Origin of the sequence: Streptococcus sp. CF4-3 (assembly GCF_024295385.1) — a bacterium.
GTDB classification, from domain to species: Bacteria; Bacillota; Bacilli; order Lactobacillales; family Streptococcaceae; genus Streptococcus; species Streptococcus infantis_I.
Window position 1 is genome coordinate 84,848 of record NZ_JANCPN010000006.1, and the last position, 21,316, is coordinate 106,163.

25 protein-coding genes are annotated in these 21,316 nt (G+C 33.0%); 1 reads left to right on the forward strand and 24 read right to left on the reverse strand.

The annotated features are described in order from the left end of the window. Positions 1–60: 60 nt before the first annotated feature. From NML75_RS06760 to NML75_RS06845, 18 genes are all read right to left on the reverse strand, one after another. Positions 61–318 (reverse strand): DUF896 family protein, encoded by a 258-nt coding sequence (locus tag NML75_RS06760; RefSeq protein ID WP_235084062.1) that lies wholly within the window; start codon positions 316–318, stop codon positions 61–63. A gap of 21 nt (positions 319–339) precedes the next feature. Beyond that, positions 340–2,376, reverse strand: a complete 2,037-nt coding sequence (glyS, locus tag NML75_RS06765; protein WP_254804294.1) for a glycine--tRNA ligase subunit beta — start codon at positions 2,374–2,376, stop codon at positions 340–342. 208 nt (positions 2,377–2,584) lie between these two features. Beyond that, positions 2,585–3,502, reverse strand: a complete 918-nt coding sequence (gene glyQ, locus NML75_RS06770) for a glycine--tRNA ligase subunit alpha (protein WP_000038760.1) — start codon at positions 3,500–3,502, stop codon at positions 2,585–2,587. A 477-nt stretch (positions 3,503–3,979) separates the two neighbouring features. Further along, on the reverse strand, positions 3,980–5,167 hold the full coding sequence (locus NML75_RS06775; RefSeq protein WP_105025940.1) for a tyrosine-type recombinase/integrase: 1,188 nt from the start codon (positions 5,165–5,167) through the stop codon (positions 3,980–3,982). Continuing rightward, a complete protein-coding gene (locus NML75_RS06780) occupies positions 5,139–5,408 on the reverse strand; it encodes a DUF3173 family protein (protein ID WP_049512680.1) in 270 nt (89 codons plus the stop codon). The genes NML75_RS06775 and NML75_RS06780 overlap by 29 nt, the downstream gene beginning before the upstream one ends. Before the next feature lie 269 nt (positions 5,409–5,677). After that, the gene (locus tag NML75_RS06785) at positions 5,678–5,905 is read right to left on the reverse strand and encodes a helix-turn-helix domain-containing protein (RefSeq protein ID WP_037606785.1); all 228 of its coding nucleotides are present in this window, start codon (positions 5,903–5,905) and stop codon (positions 5,678–5,680) included. A 103-nt stretch (positions 5,906–6,008) separates the two neighbouring features. Beyond that, on the reverse strand, positions 6,009–7,838 hold the full coding sequence (locus NML75_RS06790; protein ID WP_254804295.1) for an SAG1250 family conjugative relaxase: 1,830 nt from the start codon (positions 7,836–7,838) through the stop codon (positions 6,009–6,011). Then, a complete protein-coding gene (locus tag NML75_RS06795; protein WP_105025942.1) occupies positions 7,825–8,190 on the reverse strand; it encodes a MobC family plasmid mobilization relaxosome protein in 366 nt (121 codons plus the stop codon). The genes NML75_RS06790 and NML75_RS06795 overlap by 14 nt, the downstream gene beginning before the upstream one ends. A gap of 4 nt (positions 8,191–8,194) precedes the next feature. Then, positions 8,195–8,551: an SAG1252 family conjugative relaxosome accessory protein gene (locus tag NML75_RS06800; protein WP_049512673.1), complete on the reverse strand. Its 357-nt coding sequence runs from the start codon at positions 8,549–8,551 to the stop codon at positions 8,195–8,197. Positions 8,552–8,846: 295 nt separating this feature from the next. Next, entirely contained in the window at positions 8,847–9,137 is a 291-nt protein-coding gene (locus tag NML75_RS06805; RefSeq protein ID WP_001080186.1) for a DUF5960 family protein, read from the reverse strand. After that, positions 9,127–9,492, reverse strand: a complete 366-nt coding sequence (locus tag NML75_RS06810) for a hypothetical protein (protein ID WP_049512671.1) — start codon at positions 9,490–9,492, stop codon at positions 9,127–9,129. The genes NML75_RS06805 and NML75_RS06810 overlap by 11 nt, the downstream gene beginning before the upstream one ends. Continuing rightward, complete coding sequence (locus tag NML75_RS06815; RefSeq protein ID WP_234550632.1) at positions 9,489–10,904, reverse strand: Y-family DNA polymerase; 1,416 nt, start codon at positions 10,902–10,904, stop codon at positions 9,489–9,491. Before NML75_RS06815 ends, NML75_RS06810 begins: the two co-directional genes overlap by 4 nt. Before the next feature lie 2 nt (positions 10,905–10,906). After that, positions 10,907–11,590: a LexA family transcriptional regulator gene (locus tag NML75_RS06820; protein ID WP_049512668.1), complete on the reverse strand. Its 684-nt coding sequence runs from the start codon at positions 11,588–11,590 to the stop codon at positions 10,907–10,909. 214 nt (positions 11,591–11,804) lie between these two features. Continuing rightward, a complete protein-coding gene (locus NML75_RS06825; RefSeq protein ID WP_049512666.1) occupies positions 11,805–12,077 on the reverse strand; it encodes a hypothetical protein in 273 nt (90 codons plus the stop codon). A gap of 37 nt (positions 12,078–12,114) precedes the next feature. Further along, on the reverse strand, positions 12,115–12,498 hold the full coding sequence (locus NML75_RS06830) for a DUF5945 family protein (protein WP_049512663.1): 384 nt from the start codon (positions 12,496–12,498) through the stop codon (positions 12,115–12,117). Next, the gene (locus NML75_RS06835; RefSeq protein ID WP_000152419.1) at positions 12,495–12,728 is read right to left on the reverse strand and encodes a DUF5965 family protein; all 234 of its coding nucleotides are present in this window, start codon (positions 12,726–12,728) and stop codon (positions 12,495–12,497) included. The genes NML75_RS06830 and NML75_RS06835 overlap by 4 nt, the downstream gene beginning before the upstream one ends. A 50-nt stretch (positions 12,729–12,778) precedes the next feature. Further along, positions 12,779–13,864: a toprim domain-containing protein gene (locus tag NML75_RS06840; RefSeq protein WP_074324737.1), complete on the reverse strand. Its 1,086-nt coding sequence runs from the start codon at positions 13,862–13,864 to the stop codon at positions 12,779–12,781. 9 nt (positions 13,865–13,873) lie between these two features. Then, complete coding sequence (locus NML75_RS06845; protein ID WP_000933083.1) at positions 13,874–14,515, reverse strand: hypothetical protein; 642 nt, start codon at positions 14,513–14,515, stop codon at positions 13,874–13,876. Positions 14,516–14,674: 159 nt separating this feature from the next. Between NML75_RS06845 and NML75_RS06850 the strand changes: the two genes are divergently transcribed. Next, positions 14,675–14,872, forward strand: a complete 198-nt coding sequence (locus tag NML75_RS06850) for a hypothetical protein (protein WP_049512659.1) — start codon at positions 14,675–14,677, stop codon at positions 14,870–14,872. A 967-nt stretch (positions 14,873–15,839) separates the two neighbouring features. Here the strand turns inward: NML75_RS06850 and NML75_RS06855 are convergent. The 6 genes from NML75_RS06855 to NML75_RS06880 form a co-directional block, all read right to left on the reverse strand. Further along, positions 15,840–17,207, reverse strand: a complete 1,368-nt coding sequence (locus NML75_RS06855) for a sensor histidine kinase (protein WP_105025944.1) — start codon at positions 17,205–17,207, stop codon at positions 15,840–15,842. After that, positions 17,198–17,857 carry a response regulator transcription factor gene (locus tag NML75_RS06860; RefSeq protein WP_004252839.1) on the reverse strand — a complete coding sequence of 220 codons (660 nt, stop codon included), beginning with the start codon at positions 17,855–17,857 and terminating at the stop codon, positions 17,198–17,200. Before NML75_RS06860 ends, NML75_RS06855 begins: the two co-directional genes overlap by 10 nt. A 72-nt stretch (positions 17,858–17,929) precedes the next feature. Beyond that, positions 17,930–18,670 (reverse strand): lantibiotic protection ABC transporter permease PcfG, encoded by a 741-nt coding sequence (gene pcfG / locus NML75_RS06865; RefSeq protein WP_105025945.1) that lies wholly within the window; start codon positions 18,668–18,670, stop codon positions 17,930–17,932. Continuing rightward, complete coding sequence (locus tag NML75_RS06870) at positions 18,670–19,410, reverse strand: lantibiotic immunity ABC transporter MutE/EpiE family permease subunit (RefSeq protein ID WP_254804296.1); 741 nt, start codon at positions 19,408–19,410, stop codon at positions 18,670–18,672. The genes pcfG and NML75_RS06870 overlap by 1 nt, the downstream gene beginning before the upstream one ends. A gap of 4 nt (positions 19,411–19,414) precedes the next feature. Then, positions 19,415–20,116, reverse strand: a complete 702-nt coding sequence (gene pcfF / locus NML75_RS06875; protein ID WP_023918138.1) for a lantibiotic protection ABC transporter ATP-binding protein PcfF — start codon at positions 20,114–20,116, stop codon at positions 19,415–19,417. Between the two features lie 286 nt (positions 20,117–20,402). Further along, positions 20,403–21,002, reverse strand: a complete 600-nt coding sequence (locus NML75_RS06880; protein WP_234550626.1) for a hypothetical protein — start codon at positions 21,000–21,002, stop codon at positions 20,403–20,405. Positions 21,003–21,316 lie beyond the last annotated feature (314 nt).

Sequence of the window (21,316 nt, forward strand, 5' to 3'; positions counted from 1 at the left end):
TTTTTTAAGAGACAACAAAACTCGGTTAGTGTATGCTAGCCGAGTTTTGTTTTATTTAACTTATGAATTCGGATCATCAAGACTACGGCCATGTAAACCTTTTTCACGTTGCACTTGACGAAGTTTTTCCGGTGTCACGTCGTTTCCTTCCTCATCCACGATTTTAATTCCTTCAACATGGTGACGAACTGCTCGACGATATCCCTCAATGTATTCTTCACGAAGTTGGGCTTGTTCTACTTTTTCTTCCGCAGTCAAACCTTCTGTTTTTTTCTTTTTAGCAAGCTCATTAATACGAGCGATTTTTTCTGGTGTCATATTTGGACCTCCAATTTATTTTTATTTTGTATTGAGAAGATTGAAAGCAGCTACTGTTTTTGCTTTATTAACAAGTTCAGCAAGGATAGCTAAACGGTTGTTCTTCACGTCAACATCTTCTGCCATGACCATGGTATTGTCAAAGAATGCATCAATTACTGGACTAAGAGCAAATAGTTGCGTTAATTTATCACTAGCTGAACCTTGCAATTCTAATCTTTCTACAGCTTGAGCTAGTTCTCTTTCTTGTTCATTTTCAAAGAGACTTGAATCAACTTTGACTGAACCATCTGCCTTTTCTGCTAAGTTAAAGGCACGAGAGAGAGATTCAACTGATGATTTGTAATCTTCAGTATTTGCAGCTTCGGTTAAAACTTCTGCAGCTTCAATCATATCAGAAACAACAAAATTCGAACTTGCGAGAACAGCTTCTTTGATATCTTTTGCAGTAGAACCCATCATCTTATCAACACGAGCTTTAATGAAGTTAAGCACTTCTTCTTGATTATCATAAGTTAGACTTTCAAATGATAAGGCATAAAGGCTCGCAATCAATTCGTCCATTGGAATCTTCCAACCAAAGTCTTCCAAGATTCGAACAATTCCTTGTGTTGCACGTCGAAGAGCATACGGGTCGTTTGAACCTGATGGAATCAAGCCAACCGAGAAGAAAGATAAGAGAGTATCTAATTTATCAGCTAGTGCAAGGATAGCACCAACTTTAGACTCAGGAAGGGCTCCATCAGCTGAGTCCGGTAGATAGTGTTCACGGATAGCTTTTGCCACTGCAGCATTTTCACCTGCGAGAAGAGCATATTTCTCACCCATGATCCCTTGAAGCTCATCAAATTCACCAACCATACCGGTTAAGAGGTCAAATTTATAAATGGCTGCAGCACGAGCAAGATCAATAGATTCATCAACTGATAGACCAGCTTTTTCTGCTAGCAGGATAGCAATTTGTCCTGTACGAATCATGTGTTCACGAAGAGAACCAATCTTTTCATGGAAGGTAACGTGTGAAAGTTTAGCAACTAAATCTTCAATCTTGAGTTTTTGGTCTTCACGCCAGAAGAATTCTCCATCTTCCAAACGAGCAACCAAAACTTTCTCATTTCCTCGAATGACATTTTCCAAGTGTTCAGCATTTCCGTTACGAACTGAAATGAAGTTTGGTTTTAGATTTCCTTCAAGATCGCGGACTACAAAGTAGCGTTGATGAGTTTCCATTGAAGTAACCAAAACTTCTTCTGGAACCTCTAGGTATTTAGGGTCAAAATTACCAATAAAAGCAGTTGGATATTCAACCAGATTCAAAACTTCATTCAAAAGTCCCTCATCAACCTGAACTTGAACACCTTCTGATGCTTCAATAGCCTTGATTTGTTCACGAATCATATTTTCGCGTTCAATACTGTCAGCAATGACATAGACTTTTCGTAAATCCTCTTCGTAACTATCAACATGACGGATCTCTACTTCATGACCAAGGAAACGATGTCCACGGCTCACTCTGCCTGAATGAATATCTAAGAAGTCCATATCAAGAGCTTCATCATCCAAAAGGACTATCAAAGTATGGACAGGACGAATGTATTCAAAGGTATTATTTGCCCAGTGCATACTTACTGGGAAGCTAAGGCTAGCCAATACTTCTGGAATCCCTATCAACACCTCCTCAGCAGGTTTTCCAGCTTCATGCTTGGTTACATAGACATATTCTTCACCTTTAATTTCACGGAATTCAATATCATCAACTGTCAAGCCTTTTCCACGGACGAATCCTTGAGCTGCTTTAGAAAAGTTCCCTTCTGCATCCAAGGCGATTTTCTTAGAAGGTCCTTTAAAATCTTCAGTCAAATCCGTTTGTTGGTCTGCTAAACCAAGTACACGAACAGCCAAACGACGTGGAGTTGAGAAAGTTTGAATGCCTTCATATGAAAGGCGGTTTTCATTCAAGAACGTTGCCATTTTTTCACCTAGTTGTTTTTCACTTGGTGTGACAACGTAGGCTGGTAACTCTTCAAGTCCTAGTTCTACTAATAAATTTTTTGTCATGTTTTTTCCTTTACACAATTAATGTCTTTAACAAGATCTTTTGTAGTGGGGGACGCAAGCAAACCTTCGGTTTCATTGCTAACTGCCAAGCCTTAAGTCTCGTCAGTCCCCCAGTCGGATAAGAAATTTCTTATCCGACTTTCACTACAGCGATCTTGTTTTATTTAGCGACCTACGGGTCGACCTTCAGTCATTTATTCCTGTACTCTTATTCTTCCTCTTCTGCTAGGAGTTTGGCGCGTGTGGCTTCGTCGAGAAGTGGGTAACCGAGTTTCTTACGCTCTGCGACGAAGGTTTTGGCTACGACACGGGCCAAGTTACGGATGCGAGCAATGTAGCCGGCACGTTCTGTAACAGATACGGCTCCACGCGCGTCTAGCAAGTTGAAGGTATGTGAACATTTCAAAACGTAATCATAGGCTGGGTGAACAAGACCCAATTCCAGAGCACGTCCTGCTTCTTTTTCAAATTTCTCAAAGTTTTCAAGCAACATATCTTGGTCTGAAACTTCAAAGCTGTATTTTGAGTGCTCATATTCTGGTTGAAGGAAGATTTCTCCGTATTTAACACCTGGAGCCCACTCAATATCATAAACAGAATCTACTTCTTGGATGTAAGAAGCTAAACGCTCTAAACCATAAGTAACCTCAGCTGTAACAGGACCAGTTGCCAAGCCGCCGACTTGTTGGAAATAAGTGAACTGAGTGATTTCCATACCGTCCAACCATACTTCCCAACCAAGACCAGCTGATCCAGTTGATGGATTTTCCCAGTTATCTTCAACGAAGCGGATATCGTGTTCCAATGGATTAATTCCCAATTTTTCCAATGACTCGAGGTAGAGTTCCTGAATATTTGATGGTGATGGTTTCATAACCACTTGGAATTGATGGTGTTGGTAAAGACGATTTGGATTTTCCCCGTAACGACCATCTGCTGGACGACGAGATGGCTCTACATAAGCTGCGTTCCATGGTTCAGGACCAATAGCACGGAGGAAGGTATAAGGACTCATTGTTCCCGCACCTTTTTCGTTATCATAAGCCTGCATCAGCATACAACCCTGGTCATTCCAGTATTGCTGCAAGGTCAAAATAATTTCTTGGAAGGTTAATTTTTTGGACATGTTTTACTCCTTTTTTTTAATTCTTGTGACTTTGGATACAAAAAAACCGTGTCTTTGCTCCTAAGTCAAGTGACCTAGGGGCGTCAAAAACGCGGTTCCACCCTAATTTATTACTTCATTATCTTTATTAAAATACCAAAAGCGCCACACTTATCTCTTAACCACCTGACTCTCACTGCCACAGGCTCGCTTAGGATCTCCTGATAAGATATTCTTTCTTGCCATCTATTATAACAAAAAGGATTTAAAAAGTAAATTTTTTTCATAAGGAATCTCTACCAATTCGTCTAAAATAGAAATACCAATTTAACGTCGTTCCCTTTCTTGCCCCTTTTTGAACAAAAAGAAAAACCGCTACTCCTAAGAATAGCGGTTTAATCATGTTTTTAAGCTACAAATGTAGTCGCTCTATTATTTAAGAGTAATAATTTGCAAATCCTATTTTCTCCCAGTATTAGTGGGTTAATTCCTCAATTTTCAACTCTGGCAGGAATTTGGTAGGTAAATTGATAATCCAAGATTATCTAAACTGCTTGTAATCTCTTCTGAAATTGTTGAATCACCTGAATAATACCAATGACTATATGTATTCAACGTGGTTGACTTATCAGCATGTCCTAATCGATATGAAACATATAAAGTATCCTTATGTAACACATTTATAAGATAAGATGCATGACTATGTCTTAATCCTTTCCCCGTAATTTCTGGTACACCTGTAATCTTAGCATGCCTTTTTATTATCCTAGAGATTGTAGACTTACACAAGGGCTCACCAAAACGTGATATTACATAATCTTTATCATCATTCTTGATTTGAACTTCTCGCCATTTTTTAAGTATTGTAATTGTAAAATCATCTAAATCAATTTTACGATTCCCTGCTACTGTCTTTGTTTGTTGTTTAGCATACCATACACCGTTTTTATCCTTCTCAATCGTCGAATGAACATGAATCCATTTACGTTCAAAATCAATATCTTCCCATTTAAGAGCAATACCCTCACTAACTCTTAAACCAGTCATAAAATATAACCAGATCGTCATGTAATTATGGAGTCCCTCATACTCACTAATATCAAAAGAGTTTATTACCTTCTTAAATTCATCAAATGTCCAAAATTTTGTATCAGGGTGCTTTCCTCTAGGATTATCTAATCCTTTAAAAGGAACTCTATCAATATAACCCAATCTTTCTGCATAGCCCAGACATGCTTTAAATCTAGACCACATATTTTTAGCATAGTTACTAGAATACATGTCTATAATAGCTAAGCGAAATCTTTCACAGTCAATAGTACTAATATCTGATAATTTTTTACTACCAAATTGCTTAATAAATAACTGATGATGTGGTAAAGCGGTTTGATAAGTTACAAATTGAACTTTTTGTTGATAATATTTTAAATAAATCTCTTCCATAAACTCTCTAAAAGTTAGAAAACTATTATTAATAGTAGAGTTCACAAATTCATGTTTTAAACGAAGTATCTCTTCATATGCTTCCTTAAAAGAATTAAACGGTAGTCCCTGTTGATTTTTCCTTCCTTTCTTTTGAATTCTTTTCCCAGTTATTGGATCAACTCCTAATTCAATTTGAAAATAAATTTTTCCTTTTGAATCTTTGTATACACCTTTATATTTCTTTGTCTTTGATATAACCATTTTTCTCACCTTCTATATCTGAAAAAGAAATACCAATTAAATTTTCTACAATATTTTTAGGAGCAATGCCTAACCTTTTATTATCGAAAGGTGAACATCCTAATTGTACCGCATTCTTATTATTTTTTCTAGCTTCTTCAAACTTTTTTACCGCAATCTTTTTTGCTTGTCTAATAATATTTCTCGATGTGTGCTCTGGAAAACCAATCGCAACTAAATCTTTATAGTTTACTGTTTCCATGATTTTACTACTTCCTTTCTTAGATTTTTTCACCTCCATGGCATGACTGATGAAGTCATCATAAGAATTTCACTTGCTGCTCTTTTACGGTGGCAGCCTGAACGGTCAGAAGTATCATTGTATATCATTTGTATCATGGCATATAAAGTATCGCTCTATTTTATTGATGGTTTTAATGTCGCTCTTATCATGGCGAGCCATTCAAAACTGCTCCACAAATGAGGAAAGTACCATTTTGGACTATTTAATTGTCAATGTGCTTTCTTAACCTAATACTTTTTGGAGTAATGGTCTTCTTTATTATCCACTCGACCTACAAGGTAATCTAAACTTACATTATAAAAATCTGCAAGTTTGATAAGGTCATCTATAGAGATTAATCTGGTACCTGATTCCATTTTAGAATACGCTGATCTTGTACAATTTAAGATTGTTTTTGCAACATACTCTTGTGTCAAATCAGTATCCTCGCGTAAATCTCTAATCCTTTTCAACATCTAATGTCTCCTAAAACAAGTATAATATAGTTATTTTCTTATTTTTAAATATGTGACAAATTGGCACATGAAACTATTCTATATATACTTTTTAGGAAACTGTTTACTCTAAATGTATCTCATTTTCCTCAATAGATTTCATATTTTGTTTTTTCTTATATTTCTTTATTGTTTTATTAAACATTTCAAATAAATTTATTGCTTCTCTATGTTGTTCCTTCAGTTTTTCAATCTTTCCTTTATAAATGTATAAATCCTTCTCTATTTTATCTACTGAACTTTTATCTTGAATACTATTTTCTAAATTGCTAGAACTATTTGTCGTATATTTCAACAATACTTCCTCTAAACTAGTTAAATCATTAATTTTATTTTGAACTTGTTCAATCATATTCTCTAGATATGATATTTGGGCAATGAAATCCTTTGATATATCTTCAAAATCATTCGAACTATTTTCCGCAGATATAAGAAAATCTAATTGTTCTATTTTTTCTTTAATTTTGCTAAGAGAAATTCTTCTATACATATACTGCGGTTCATACTGAAGATTAAATTGTCTAATCAAAGTTTTACCTTTCATAAAGCGATTTTTTTCTGCTGAATCTTTATGATATACGTAGTAAGAACTAGTTTCTCTGAGAAATACTTTAACTTTTTCTTCTTCCATATTGATTTGAATATTTGGTACAAAAATAAGTCCTTCTTGTCGGATACCAAACTGTACCTTAATGTAAATTCCATCGTCTACTACTTCTTCTATTTGATTAAGATTCAACTCTACTTCAAACTCATGAACAGCATCCCTATTTCTCTTGAAATCTTGATAGGATTTCCATACCACCTCTTCTGTCGGCAACTCTTTTTCTTTAATTAGCTTTTCTTCATTGTAAAGTTCAACTAAATTTTTATTATCTAAGACAACAGTTTCATTTTTGTTATTAAAATAGTCTTGAAAATAACTAACACTATACCGATTCGTTTTTACAAATTCCTGCTCTGAAACCTTAATCTCATCAAATTCAAATTGAACATGTTTTTCTTTCGGAATTATTTTTAATCCAAAAAATTCTGTTCGTTGAATCAATTCATTCATATTCTTCGTTTTCGGAAGTAAAAATTCTAAGATGTTTATGATTTCCTTTTGAACAAACTTTTTCTTAAAATAAGTTTCATTATAAGGTTGTTTTCTACTCAATTTACTATCACGTACGACTTGCTTCATATTTGAATCAGTCATAAAAAAAGTAACATGCTTGTGTCTAAAATCAATTTTTAAATGTAAATCTTTTGCTTTTTTCTTGAAATCTTCAAAATTTTTCGAGTTCTCGATTAGAAAATATACTCGTTGTTTTATTTCATATTTGTAATTTGTTTTGCGATAAACTTCATACTGATGATGAGAATAACGATTTTCTATAATTTTTGCACCTACAATTTTTGAAAGACGATCAGAAACCATTCGTAGATTACGTTCTGACTTATAATCCCATAGAAACTTTTTATCAGAATTCTGATCAATTGAATTTAGGATGATGTGATTGTGGATATGATCTTTATCCATATGAGTTGCTACGATAAAACGAAATCTACCTCCTGTCAACTCTTTAACTGTCTCATAACCAATCTGATTGATTTGTTCGGGAGTAAGATGGTCATCTGGAGAAAAGGACTGAATGATGTGATGAGAATGAATTTTTCGTTGATTTACTTCTTGCCTATCATGACGAAATTCGTAAAGACTATCATTACTTAAAAAATTATCATTGTACATCTTCACTAGTTCTTCATAACTAGGAAAATCTAAATAATTTCTCATACCAAAATCTGAAACTAGTGTTAGGTTTTTTGTTTTACTTGGATTCAAAATATATTTGATTAGTTTACTACGATAATTTTTTCCATGAATCGCAAAGTGTTTAGTGATGACCATAAAATTTCCTCAATTTTTCAGATTGAATAAGAAAATCTTTCTCCACTTCTACTATTAACTCTTCTATACCTTTTCTCAATTCATATAATTCAACTTCCGTTATTAAATTAGAATAATTTATACTCCTGGCTATTTGATTAATATTATTTCCTATTCGTTTTAATTCAAAAATCAAATCTTGATAACCAGTTGTATTAATGGTGATAAAATTCATGCTAGGGTCAAGTAGGGTTCGTCGAGCATATTCTGAGAATGATAAGCAGTTACTTTTTGAGATATTTTCATTCAATTTGACTAATTCTAGATCAGATAGAAAGACTTTTTTTAAATTTGTTCTATATCGATGTTCCACTCTACTACCTCATGTATTTGTTACGAAAATTTTCACTAAGAGGACTTGTATTTTCTACCTCTTTAATTAATTCCTGAATACAAGTTAACAAAATAGAAACATGTTCGTGAGTAACCTGATGATTTGTTTTAGCAATTATGAATACTTCATGAACATCACGGCTAATTTGTTCCAACTTTTGTTTTTTCCAAAGGTTGAACCATTTTTCCATCTGTTTTTGTCCATCAGATAATAGTAAGCTTTTACGGAGAAAATCAGAAAAATTATCATCTCCTTTCTCTCTCATTAAATCTAGTATTTGTTTTTCTTCCGTTTCTGTTAAGCGAAATTGCTTCCGAATACTACGTATATCTCTTTTCATATGATTTATCCTCTCTCATAGATACTTGTACTGACAATGTAAGCTTACAGACACTGTCAGTACGTTTTACAAAATAGATTCAACTTTTTTGTAAGGCTTTGCGAGCTCAGATATTGTGTCCACAATATCTCAAAAATCATATCGCCAGCCGACCAAAATCCTCCAATTTTGACAGCCAACGATAAGATAACTTGGTGGCTCCGCCCCCAAACCCCCAAGATAAATCTAAATTAAAAAAAGTATAACAAATACTTTTTGATAAAATTATCACAGAAAAAAGAGCCCTGTCGGACTCTTACAAACTAAAACAATGTCTCTGATACTCATACTGTCTAATCCCACTACTGTCTTTGTTCATCTTGATAGAAAAAACAAAGTAATGGTCACGACCGTCTAAAGATTTACTTTTATTAAGTTTAAAATAATGTTTTTGAGACATAGCCATTGTGCGTAAAATATCATCAGTGATAAATGTTAATGGTATGTCTAAAGCAGAATACTTATAAAAATCTGACTCAAACCTTAAATAAGAATCAGAAAAATAGTCCAGCTGCAATTTATCATCATATAATTCTTTACGATTCATGTAATTCCTCACCTTCTATCTGGATATCGAGTATATCTGACCATTCTAATCGAAGAAAACCAGTGTCTGATTTAATAGATATAAACTCTTTTCCAATCTCTTTAACAATACCCGATACTACTTTTCTTCTATTGGAGAACTTAAAAACAAAAGTTGCAGGGAACACATTCGTATAAAGTTGACGAACAAATAAAACTTTCTCTTCCATTGATAGGGAAATGGAGATATCTTCTTTATTTTTTTCTTCCCAAAGAGAACTTGAATGTTCTGACAAAAAGAATCCCATCCACTTAGCCATCCCACGATCTTGATACTCTCTTGCAGACATAAAAGGTAAATAAGAACGATTCATCATTTTAAACCATCTAATCCTCCAGCTGAATGACCACCAATGAGTTTACTTCTTGCAATGGTTCTAGAAGCTTGATCCAGGGCATTTCCTTTCAATAATGAAGTGAAACCAAATTCTGTTCGAATAGCATCGATTGCGGACTGGAGCCTTTCTTCTTTTTCTATTTTTTCAATATCATCAAATAATGAAATCAATCCAAAGGATTCATCCACTAAACCAGAATAGTTAACCGCAACATTCCTGATAGCTCCTGAAGTATATTTAGTGTGAAATAACTTTAAAACGTAGTTTGTCAGTAGTGCTGTTTGATTGGTTGGTTCAATTTTCATTTGAGTATTGATAGAACGCTTTTGTTCCACTTTAGAGTAGCCTAGATGTATAGAAACTACTGTTGCTTTTTTACCAGCTCTTCTCAATCTAACTGCAACTTGTTCTGCCATCTCACGAAGTATAATTTCAATATCTCTTTGTTTAATATAATCTCTTGGTAAAACTTGAGAGTTCCCTATCCCTTTTGACTTTGGCTTATAAGGTTTATGAACATTACTTTCATCAATCCCATTGGCGTGGAACCATAACTCTAGACCCATGATACCAAGCTCTTTTTTAATCAAGTCAGGATTAGCCTGAGCCAATTCTTTAATCGAAAAGATACCTAAATTATGTAATCTCTTCTCCATGCGATTTCCAATTCCCCAGAAATCTGTCATTTTAGGGATAGTCCATACTTTCTTTTCGACATCCTCATAGGACCAATTGGTTCTCATTGTCGGAGTCTTTTTCGCTTCATTATCTAGTGCTAACTTAGCTAATAAGGGATTGGAATTAGACATGCCTACAGTTGAATAGATTCCAGTTTTTCTCCAAATCTTTTTTTGAATAGCAGCCGAAATAATATCTAATTTATCTTTCCTACTAATACTTTTATCTGGTACAAAATAATTTAATGAACTTGTTAAATCAATAAATCCTTCATCAATTGAGTAGGGATAAATATCATCTGGTGCTGCAAAATCTTGAAAGATTTTTTGAATCTCCATGTTGACAGCAATGTAAGTATCCATTCTCGGAGAAACAATCACGGTTGATTTTGCCCATTCCTCTATATAGCGGACATAGTCTATCGTTGTCGGTAAACCTTGCTTCTTAGCATTATAATAAGAGAATTTGCGAGTCTTTACATCAAATGGTAAATCATAGGAACGTCCAACGTTCGACTTTCCAAAGACCTTTTTAAACATAGGAGAGGAAGCAAGGATTAAACCAGCAGAATTATCAGCACGACTCATAACACAAAGTGAAGTCTTAAGTGGATGCAGGCCTCTATCTACACATTCTACACTTGCGTAAAAAGATTTCATATCAATAAAGGCAATGTCACTATTAGGTTCGAGACTATAATCAAACCAACTCATACTTAGTCCTCTAAAGGAATAAAGTTCCCAACGATTTTCCCTATAATGCGAGGATTCTCATCATAAGGTGCAAACTTATCTGAATAGTTCCGATTGAGTGAAACTAAACGAAGTCCATTTTCTTCACGATACACTTTCTTAATATAGGTTTGACCATCCCAATCTATCGCATAAATAGCTCCATCATAATCAAATCCTGTTTGCTTAATAAGGGCTACAGAACCATTTTCATACGTCGGTTCCATTGAATTACCAAACACCCATGATGCAAAGTCATAATCAAATTGATGATTGAAGTAAACTGTATCGTAATTACCATCATCAAAGTAAGCTGTTCCTGTACCAGCTGATAATTTTTCATAGACCTTATAAGCAAATCGTTCAGAAACTTCTACAACTTTAGAGTTTTGATTGTTCAATAAGTCTTTTGCATAATGAAGTGTCGCTTTTTGATTCTTTTCAGTTAGCTTGAGATAAGTTTCAACTATTTCATACTCTGATTCAAAATATCGAGGATCAACATTCAAAATCTGACTCAATTTGGTTAGATTGTTTTGATTAGGCTTTGTTTTACCTGATTCCCAATTAAAGTATGAAGCTCTACTGATTCCCAAACTGGATGCAAGTTGAGATTGTGATAATCCTTGACTTTCTCTTTTTTCTTTTAATTTAGTAGGTGAAAACATTTGTTCTCCTTTTGTAAGTTTATTAACTAACAAAAGAATACCATAGCTGCTGGAAAAAATCAAGAGTTTAATAACCCCCAAGATTTAAAATAATCATAAACTGTGCTTAATTTATACTTACATTGTTAGGAAACCATCACTTAAGAAAGTTATAACTTTTGAAAAAGATAAAGAACCAGAAAAAATAGAAAATAAAAAAAGAATCGTTGGTGCGTTATTGATTGTTTTTCCTAAATCTCTCTAAATTCTTCTCCAATTGTTCCTTATGAAGTTGATTCTTAGCTTCTTTTAATGTGTCGTCCAAAGTTTCTTCTCTGTAAGTTGCTTCTGTTTTTAGTTGTTCTGATCCTTGATCTGGAGTGAAAATGATATCTAGCAGTCGGTCTATTTTTTCAAGATCTTGGACAGACATATCAGATAGTCTATGAATCAGCTTTTTAAATACATCACTATTGTCGTGATTTTTCTTAAAAAGTTTTGTAAACATCTATAACCTCTCAAAAAAAGCAGCCTATCAGGACTGCTTAGTGTAATTCGGAAATCGCATCATAAATTGACTGCAATTTCTTATTGTCTTTATTCTTTGTGTCAATCAGCGTATGTAGCTCTTCAATTTTCTTTTGACTACTTTGAATATCGCTATTGTTATCTGCAATAAGTCTTTTAAGATGTTGCTGATAACTTGTAGTGATATCTGTCTCTTTTCCTGTTCTAACCTCTGTAACTTTGGGTTTAGAACTAGAATTTGATTCCGTCACAGGTGCTTGTTTGCGCTTTTGAAAAGCTGCTTCATAGTTTACATCATTACCTCCTTGATGATTTCCAAATAAGGACGCAATTTTATCTGGATCTTCTTGATTTTCTGATTTACTTTCCAATGGTTGATTAAAATTCCAATCTTTTGTCATTCACTCATTTCATCCTTTCTAAATTCAGAATCATCGAATTGTCTTTCTTTGCCAAATGCATGGTCAAGAGCTTCTTCAAAACTCATGTGACTAATGCTTTGACGCCTTTTGAACGTCGCAAACATCGCTGTCTCCAGTTGCTCTTTGTAAGCAGCTAGTTTTTCTGTCTCTCTTGCTACCTTACTTTCTTGCCTAGTGACCTTTTCTTCTAAGCGTTCAATAATGGTCATATACGATCCTCCTTCATTCTAATATTAGCTAAAACATCTTGATTTTGTTATCACAATTCTAAACATTGAGAGGTTTGTCTTACTGGTGGATTTCCAAATGTCTCTTTTGCATTCTCGATCATCAATTGTAAATCTGATTTCTTTTCTCGAAGAATATCGTTCCAGTCTACTTTTTCTTTCCCAGATTCATTATCAGGTAAATCCAGTAAAACAGGCAATCCAGCTTGAGATAACTTATCAGAAAAATCTTTACCTGCATCATCACAATCTACTGCCAGTGTCAATAAATCAGGATGATTATCAAAATAGCTGGTTGTATCACGAATTGTATTGATTAAAGGCAATAACTTTGAAGGTATTACTGTATCTAAAAATTCCAATTTCTGATTTTCTTCAGCTATCAGTCGTAAAGTTTGATAAGCGACAACAGACCTTTTTAATCCCTCCATAGATACCAAACGAACATCAGATAGATTTTGTTGATGAAGTTCGTAATAGCTCATCAAATCGACGAACGATTCACAAAAGACCAGTCTATTTGGTTTACCAATATCAAAGGATATTCCAACATATCCATGGCTTCCTTTTAGAATCGTTTTCAGCCTCTCTCTAGGAAGAGAGTGATTCTTATAAATCCCCTGTAAGCTTGCTGCCTGCAGCTTGTGACGATGATCAAAGATTTTAAAAACAATAACAGGTTCAACTGTTTCATTTGTTTTCCAGCTGGCTTGTGCTATTAAACCTTGTTGAATCATCCTTTGTACGATTTCTTCTGAAATTCCTCTACATTCTGTTAAGTAATATCTGGCCAGACTACAGTTAGAATCTTCTATTCTCTTTAAAGGATAATAAAATGGTCTCTCTCTTTTTTCTTGAACAGCTTCTTTTTGAAAAGGTTCTTCAGAAAGAAAGGCTAGAGCTTCTTTAAAGGAAATTCCCTGAACAAGTCGAACAAAATCAATGACATCACCTTGAATATCTCTTGAAAACCATTTAAAAGTATTGGTAGTTGAAAAAATCCGAAATGAATCGTGTTCAGGATGTTCATAGACACTGCTCGAAACTTGTTTAAAGGAGATACCTAAACGATTGGCTACATCAAGAATTGAAATTTGCTTACATTCTTCTATTTCCATGCAATATCATCATTTTGTTGTAGTATTTGGTAATGATGGAACAGATGAGGATTCTTCTAAAGTTTTGGGAGTTGCCTTATCTAAATCATCTAACCCAGATTTCCAAACCTGTACTTGGTTGACCAATAACTTACCAGGTAGTTTAGAATAGGACAATTTAACAGTTCTGGTTTCTGTTTGATTTGTCTTTGATTGGTTGGCATTCTTTAAATCAGATACATAGGTTACATTATAAGAGACCATGGCAATGGCTTGATTCGTAGTCTGATTGACAAAGATATCTGCTTTTTCAAAATGATAATCCAAAATATAGTCCTTATAAACTTGGTTCATGGCATCATTTTGACTTGACAATTCTTGAGAATAAGCTGATTCAGTCATATAAGGTTGAATACGTGTATTATTTTCTCCGAGCTTTTCTTTCGTATAGTACTGTGTCAAAAATTCTTTTACAGTATCTGATGACAAAATGCTGGCTTTATCTTCTGCTTGTTTGTCCTCTACAAGTTTAGCTGCAGCCAATTCGATTTCTTTGCGACTTTGTTTAGCAGTAGAATGTTGACCAGCAGTATATCCCATCATGAGAATAAAGCTAGTCGCAGCCACTGCTCCAACACTAATTAAGGCTTTAGTTTTGACTTTATTTAACATCTTAGACCTTCTTTCTATAAAAACTAGGTCAAGAATAACAAAAAGAACTTGTAAGTTTTATCACATCACAACGAAAGGTAATTCCTACATTTCAGGCGCAAAATCGTACAGTTCAGAGAAAAATATCAAAATTAGCTGTCTTCAGTTTATAATATAAATATGAACAAATTAAAAGGAGAAAATTTGAGAAGAGCTCTTTCTCATATTGAACGACATAAACAAGCCATAAATACAAGTAATAATAGTGAGGATAACGATTTTCATAAATTATTACTCCAATTTAGTTATGAAGTATATGAAAGAATCAAGGCTAATAAAAAACCTTATCCGAATTTAAATTCAGATAAAGTCTTTTGACAACAAATCTCATGTTACCTCCTTGTTTATTATGACTGAAGGTTCTTACTGTGTTTTATGATGTCAATACAGAAAAAAACGATCAAATCAGTACTATTTTCCTTTGTGCTCTAAACTGCATAAAGGGAATATCGATGAGTACTTTCATTGATCATTATTATTATTCAAATTAATTCAATAATAAAAGTAACTTCATCTAAGTAATAAGAGCAATTAATTAGCTCAGCGACAACGATAACCACAGCAACTCCTTCTAAACGATGAAAGGAATATCCGCCGTGGCTATCTATTTACTTTTTTTCTTTTACTTCTGTAAGTTACTTTTGTTATTTTTACTTTTTCTGTATTATATCATATTTTGATTAAATTGTCATCTAAGAAAGTGATTTTAAAAAAACTGGAAATTTTTTCAATTGTATATTTTGACAATAAAAAACACTTTTATGTCAATTTAATGATTTTAGAGCATTTTTAGCTTATTTGATTTTAAAGTTGTCGTCTATTCCTTAGAATTACTTGAAGAACAGGAAAAATTCGACAACAAAGTAAGTCGATCTATTCAGTTATAAAACCTATGAAGGTCTTTCTGCTGGAACTAGCCACTCCTACTTTGGAGATGTAGATTATACTCTTACTTATTCAACTGAGAATATCCCTCATGATTTCTCCTCATGTGGTGCTAGTAAACTTCTATATTATAGAACGAAAGGGATAGAGTTAATGTTTAAACTTAAACTTTAGAATGAAAATATTTTTTCTTACCCTACAGTATCCGTACAAATTTTATAGGTTTCATCTCATAAAAACTTGTACCTTGCTAAATTCAACAAACTGAAGCTTGTTTGTTGAATTTAGCTTTCTACTATGTAAGATTCTTGCTTGATAGCGGAGTAAATTTTCTATTCTACACCAAAAGCAAAAAGGATATATTTTTAATAAATTCCATTTGAAAACAATTCCTGTTCTATTATAGTAATGGTAATTCTAACTTTACACTTGCACCATGTTTATCCGAGTTGTTTTCTAATATGATGCGTCCATTATGTAATAACATTATTTTCCAAGAATTATATAAACCTAAACCATAGTTTGTAGCTGAATGTCTACTCTTATCTCCACGGTAAAATTGTTCCGTTCCTCGTTTTAAATCCTCATTAGAAAATCCTGGGCCTTCGTCTATCACAGATATTGAAAGTATCTTATCTGTAGTCATTATTAGTAATTCAATGTTGGATTTGTCTGGTGAATATTGAATAGCATTGCTAAATATATTTTGAATGACTCTTTCAAATAATTGTATATCTATCATTACATCTGAATCTTCACAATTAATAGATTTAGATATAGTACGGTCATGTACTAGTGTAATCTCTCTCGCTATTTCACTAACTCTTTCGATTATTTCTGACACCTTTACTTTTTTTAAATTCAACGAGTTTAATTTAATTGACTGATTCATCTCCATCAGAGCTTTTGTATAATCTGATATACGTGTTGAATTTTTTATAATGTACTCTACATAATCTTTTTGTTCATCAGTTAGATCAGTTACCTTTAACAATTCAGCATTACCTTGGACAATAGAAACCGGAGTTTTTAAGTCATGCATTAATGCCGATATCTGACTTCTCTTATTCTCTTCTTTAATCCAATTTTCTCTTAATGAATCACTTAAGGCTTTTTTCATTATATCAAGGCTATTTAAGACATCATTAAATTCTTTGATATTTGAACTTCCTATTTCAAAGTCTAATTCTTGGTTGGCGATTTTATCTGATGCCTCTAGCATTGGCGATAATTGCCTTGTTATTCGTTTTGCCCAGATTAGAGTAGCCACAAATGCACTCATTAAAAAGAAAATGATTAATAAAAATATTAATAGTAAATCTACACTAGGGAAATATTTTTCCATCCAATCATTATTGTAGTGTGGCTCCAGTGAATAATGGATTAATACATATCCATCATTCCTTTTAAATTCTATAAATGAAGAATATGGAGTTGAAAATCCCTCATGATTGTGAAAATTCTTAGCTTTCAGTTGAATAGCTTCATCCATATTAGTTTTTATCACTTCACCATCTGGCGATAAAAACATATAGCTAGCTCCTTTAGGTATCAATGCTTCATCAAAGTCTATTTTATTTAAAATTTTATATTTATTTTCTTGTAATAAATTTTCTGTATGGTTAGCCGGAAGAATCAAACCAACACTATAAAACGCTGTAAAAGTTAATAAAGCTAGTACGATGGCACATCCTAAACCAACTCCAACAGTCATTAAGTATTTAAGAAATACTATTTTGAGCGACTGTCCTTTTCTAATTAATTCCATTTATAACCAATCCCCCAAACTGTAGAAATTGGATTTTCACCAAATTTTAAGAACTTTGCTCTAATATTTTTTACATGTTCTGATATGGCAGAAGAATCACCAATCCCATCAAATCCAAAAATCATTTCATATATTTGTTCTCTTGAAAAAACTTGTCCCTTTCTCTTTGCTAAAAGCTTCGAAATTTGATATTCAGACTTTGTCAGATGAATTTCTTCCTCCTTCACAAATACTTGATTGGAGGATAAATCAAATCTTATATTCCCTAAGTTTAAACTCGAATGTTTTTCTCTTTGTTCTCTTCTCAGATGAGCTTCTACCCTTGCTAACAATTCACCAACACCAAATGGTTTGGTAATATAGTCATCTCCTCCACTTAATAAGCCATCTACTATATCCGTTTCCATTGCTTTTGCAGTTAAAAAGATAATCGGACAATCCACTTTGCTACGTATATTTTTACAATAGCTGATTCCATCAACCTCTGGCATCATTACATCAAGTAATATTAAGTCATATTTCCCCAAACTATTTTCATCAATATCTACCGTGGTTTGGTAAATATCAACAATATGATCTCCTTTTATTAAAATATTCTTGATTAGAGTCAGCATATCTAATTCATCATCTATAGCAAGAATTCTTGCCATACCAAACCACCTCCATATTTATAAATATTTTATTATTATACCATATTCCATTTACAAATACATTTAGAGCTATTATTCACTGATTGACTTTCCACCCCACCTATTGAACCATAATAAAGAGCCAGTAAAAATGACTACTGTAATAGGTATTGCTACATAGCCCCACATGGTAAACTCTTTAATTAAATATGAGCTATCAGCCAATTCACTTCCAACAATATATGTTGCAGATAATCTCGATGCCCAAGTACAAGGTAAAAAATACCAGATATTTTCACCTAAATTGGTTATTGAAAGTAAAGCAATCAACGTTTCCACAAATCCCAATCCAATAGATGCACCACCACCTAACATAAGTGATACCCATAAATGAATCATATATGTAGATAAACATCCTATAAAAACTAATAATAATTCAATTAACCAAGCCATAGTCGCTTGATTACCAAATAGCATTGCAAATATAAAAACTGCTAAACTTATAGAAAATAGAAAACTCAATAAGAGCATTATAAGTTTTCCGCCATAAGCCTTGCTTCTGGATTTTGTAGTTGATAGAATCACTTGAAATCGTCCAGCACTTGCTTCCATGTCAACAACCTTAGATGTGATAGCACCAAATATTATTGGTAAGATAGCACCTAAAAGCACAAAATAATTCAGTATGATATCCATATAAGAAAAATTTTTTAGACTTGTAAATGTTGCTGCCCCATAAAATATTAGTGCATATAAAACAGGTAAGATAAAGTGAGCCCAGGGAATCCATGTATGCTTCAATTTATAAAACTCTGATTTTAATATATTCATCATTACTTCACCTCTTGCTTAGAAAACCATTTTGCAGTAATGAAAGTCAATAATGTAAACAAACATATTGATAAAATACAAGGAACAAGTAAGGATGTGTTTAAAATCATTGGATTTGATACTTCTGTTGGCACACCGTTCGGTAAAATACGCATAACGGGTACCATCAATCTAATCCCCCAAGAATAAGGGCAATAAATCCACATAGAACCGTCAGCTAACAAAATTCCTACCACAAGACCTAATACAGCATTTACTACAATGCTTGCTATAAACCCAAACTTTTTAGCTAGGAAAAAACAAAACGGAACTTGCCATATGTTAGTTATAACCAATAATACACTTGCGAATAATAATGTCGTGAATGCATAGTTTCCTGTTAATTGTTCTCCAATGAAAAATTGAAAAACAAATACTCCTAGCATATGCAAAATAGCAGTTATACTTAGATAAATTGAAGCTGTTAGTATTTTTGATATCCATATTTTTTTTAAATCAACATTAAGTGAAAAAACTGCTCGGTAGTTTAATTTTCTTTCCTCTTTTCTATGCATCATTGCTGGTATTAAAGTGAAAGTTGCTGGCATAATCATCACATACCACCAATTATATGCATTTACACTAAAATATAATGGCATTAATACAAACGCAACAAGTAAAGATATAATTGGTGCAATAAATAATATCTTCAACAAAAAACTGTGTTTGTGTTTCAAATTTTCTGCAAAAATATAATTTTTCATTAAGCTACACCCTCTTTCCATTCTTTACAACATCCATAAAAAGTTCTTCTAAATTTTCATTATGATTAATTGTGTTTTGATATTTTAATTCTCCATCATGTATAATTCCTATATGATCAGCAGTTTGTTCCACTTCTGCTAAAATATGACTAGACAGAATTACTGTTATTCCTTTTTTTGGAAAGCTTCGTATTAAATCTCGTAACTCTTGAATTCCTAATGGATCTAATCCGTTTGTCGGTTCATCTAGTATCAATAGTTTAGGATTATTTAATAAAGCAATTGCAATACCTAATCTTTGTTTCATCCCCAAAGAAAATTGACCGCTTTTCTTTTTTCCGGTATTTTTTAAATCTACAATTTCTAAAACTTCATCAATTCTTGCATCAGGTAATCCAAGTAATAATGTTCTAACTTTTAGATTTTCTCTTGCACTTAAATTTTCGTATAAGGGTGGCATCTCGATTAAAGCACCAATATCTGATAAATCATTTCTACTCCATTCATGTCCTTCAAACATAATTTCACCTGACGTCTTGTGTAACATACCTGTAATCATCTTTAATGTCGTAGATTTACCTGCACCATTAGGTCCTAGTAATCCATATACTGAATTTTCCTCAATTTTTAATGACACATTATTTACAGCTTTTTGTTTTCCAAAAACTTTTGTTAGCTCATTTGTTTCCAAAATATATTTGCTCATATTTTGTTCCTCCTTTAATCTTGTAAATAGTATAAAAAATATTTTTAAGGATTCTGTAAGGAAAAAATATTTTTCAAAAAGTAGCAAGAAAATTCTAATTTATTAAACGTTTTGCATTTTTTCTTTAGTCTTTTATGCCATATTTCATATACTTCATAAATAAAAAAGGCAGAACCAGAGTTCTGCCATAAATAATCATTATTTATCTTACAACTTCAATATCCACCTTTGCTCTAAATAAAATTTTAAGGAATTGAAATATTCTCTTTCTAATCTATAGTTATACCTATTCTGTTCGAGTTTCAGCTAAATATATTCCCCATTCAGCTAATTCTTCAGGCAAATCATAAACAGTTTTTCCATTACTTTCATAGATTTCAGAGATTCCTGGGGAGGTCTTAGAAAAAGTTTTCCAAGCTGTCACTAGTTCTTCAACAAATTGAATATTATGAGGCTCAAAAAAGTCATTAAATTTCGATAGTTCTTTACTATAAATTGTCACAATATTATAGCTATCAAGCATGATCTCATCATGACTTTTATGACCACCAAATCCAAACTGACTAAGTCCATCATTAATAAGCAAATCACCGTATCTAATCAACAGTGCTAGGCATTCCTCTCTTGAACAACCATCAATATAATAAACATCCTTATGGGATTCCTTGATAATATTCTTTGCTATCACTTTTTCTCTATCAATACTGACAGGCAATTCCAAAATAAAAAACAAGGGCTCGTCATGAATCGCAATAAAGTGTTGAAAAACCTCTAATATTTTTTCTGCGTGTACATTCGCCATCAAATGATGTTCAGTTAACTTTGTAAATGATTCAAACAGGTTTTCTACCAAGCTAACTTGGTGACCTTTTACTAAATTCAACATTACACATCCTCCAGAAAATTAAAACAATATCGACGTTTATAATCTCATTATATCATTAAAACCCAAAAAAAGACTGCAACTTCCCGGTCACACTCTCTTATAAATCCACTTCAGTTCCTTCAAGGAAAGTTACTACAATTTGTCCAGTTTCTGAAATAGATTGATAGCATGTCAGACTATAGTATCCAGAAGCCATACTTGAACTATTACTCTGATTCTTACCCTCTATTCGATTAGAGAAGCTACCTTCACGCTTTTCATTCTCCCTTTCGTTCAAAGGTTTCTAATCTTTTACAAGCAGTGATACCGCCTCA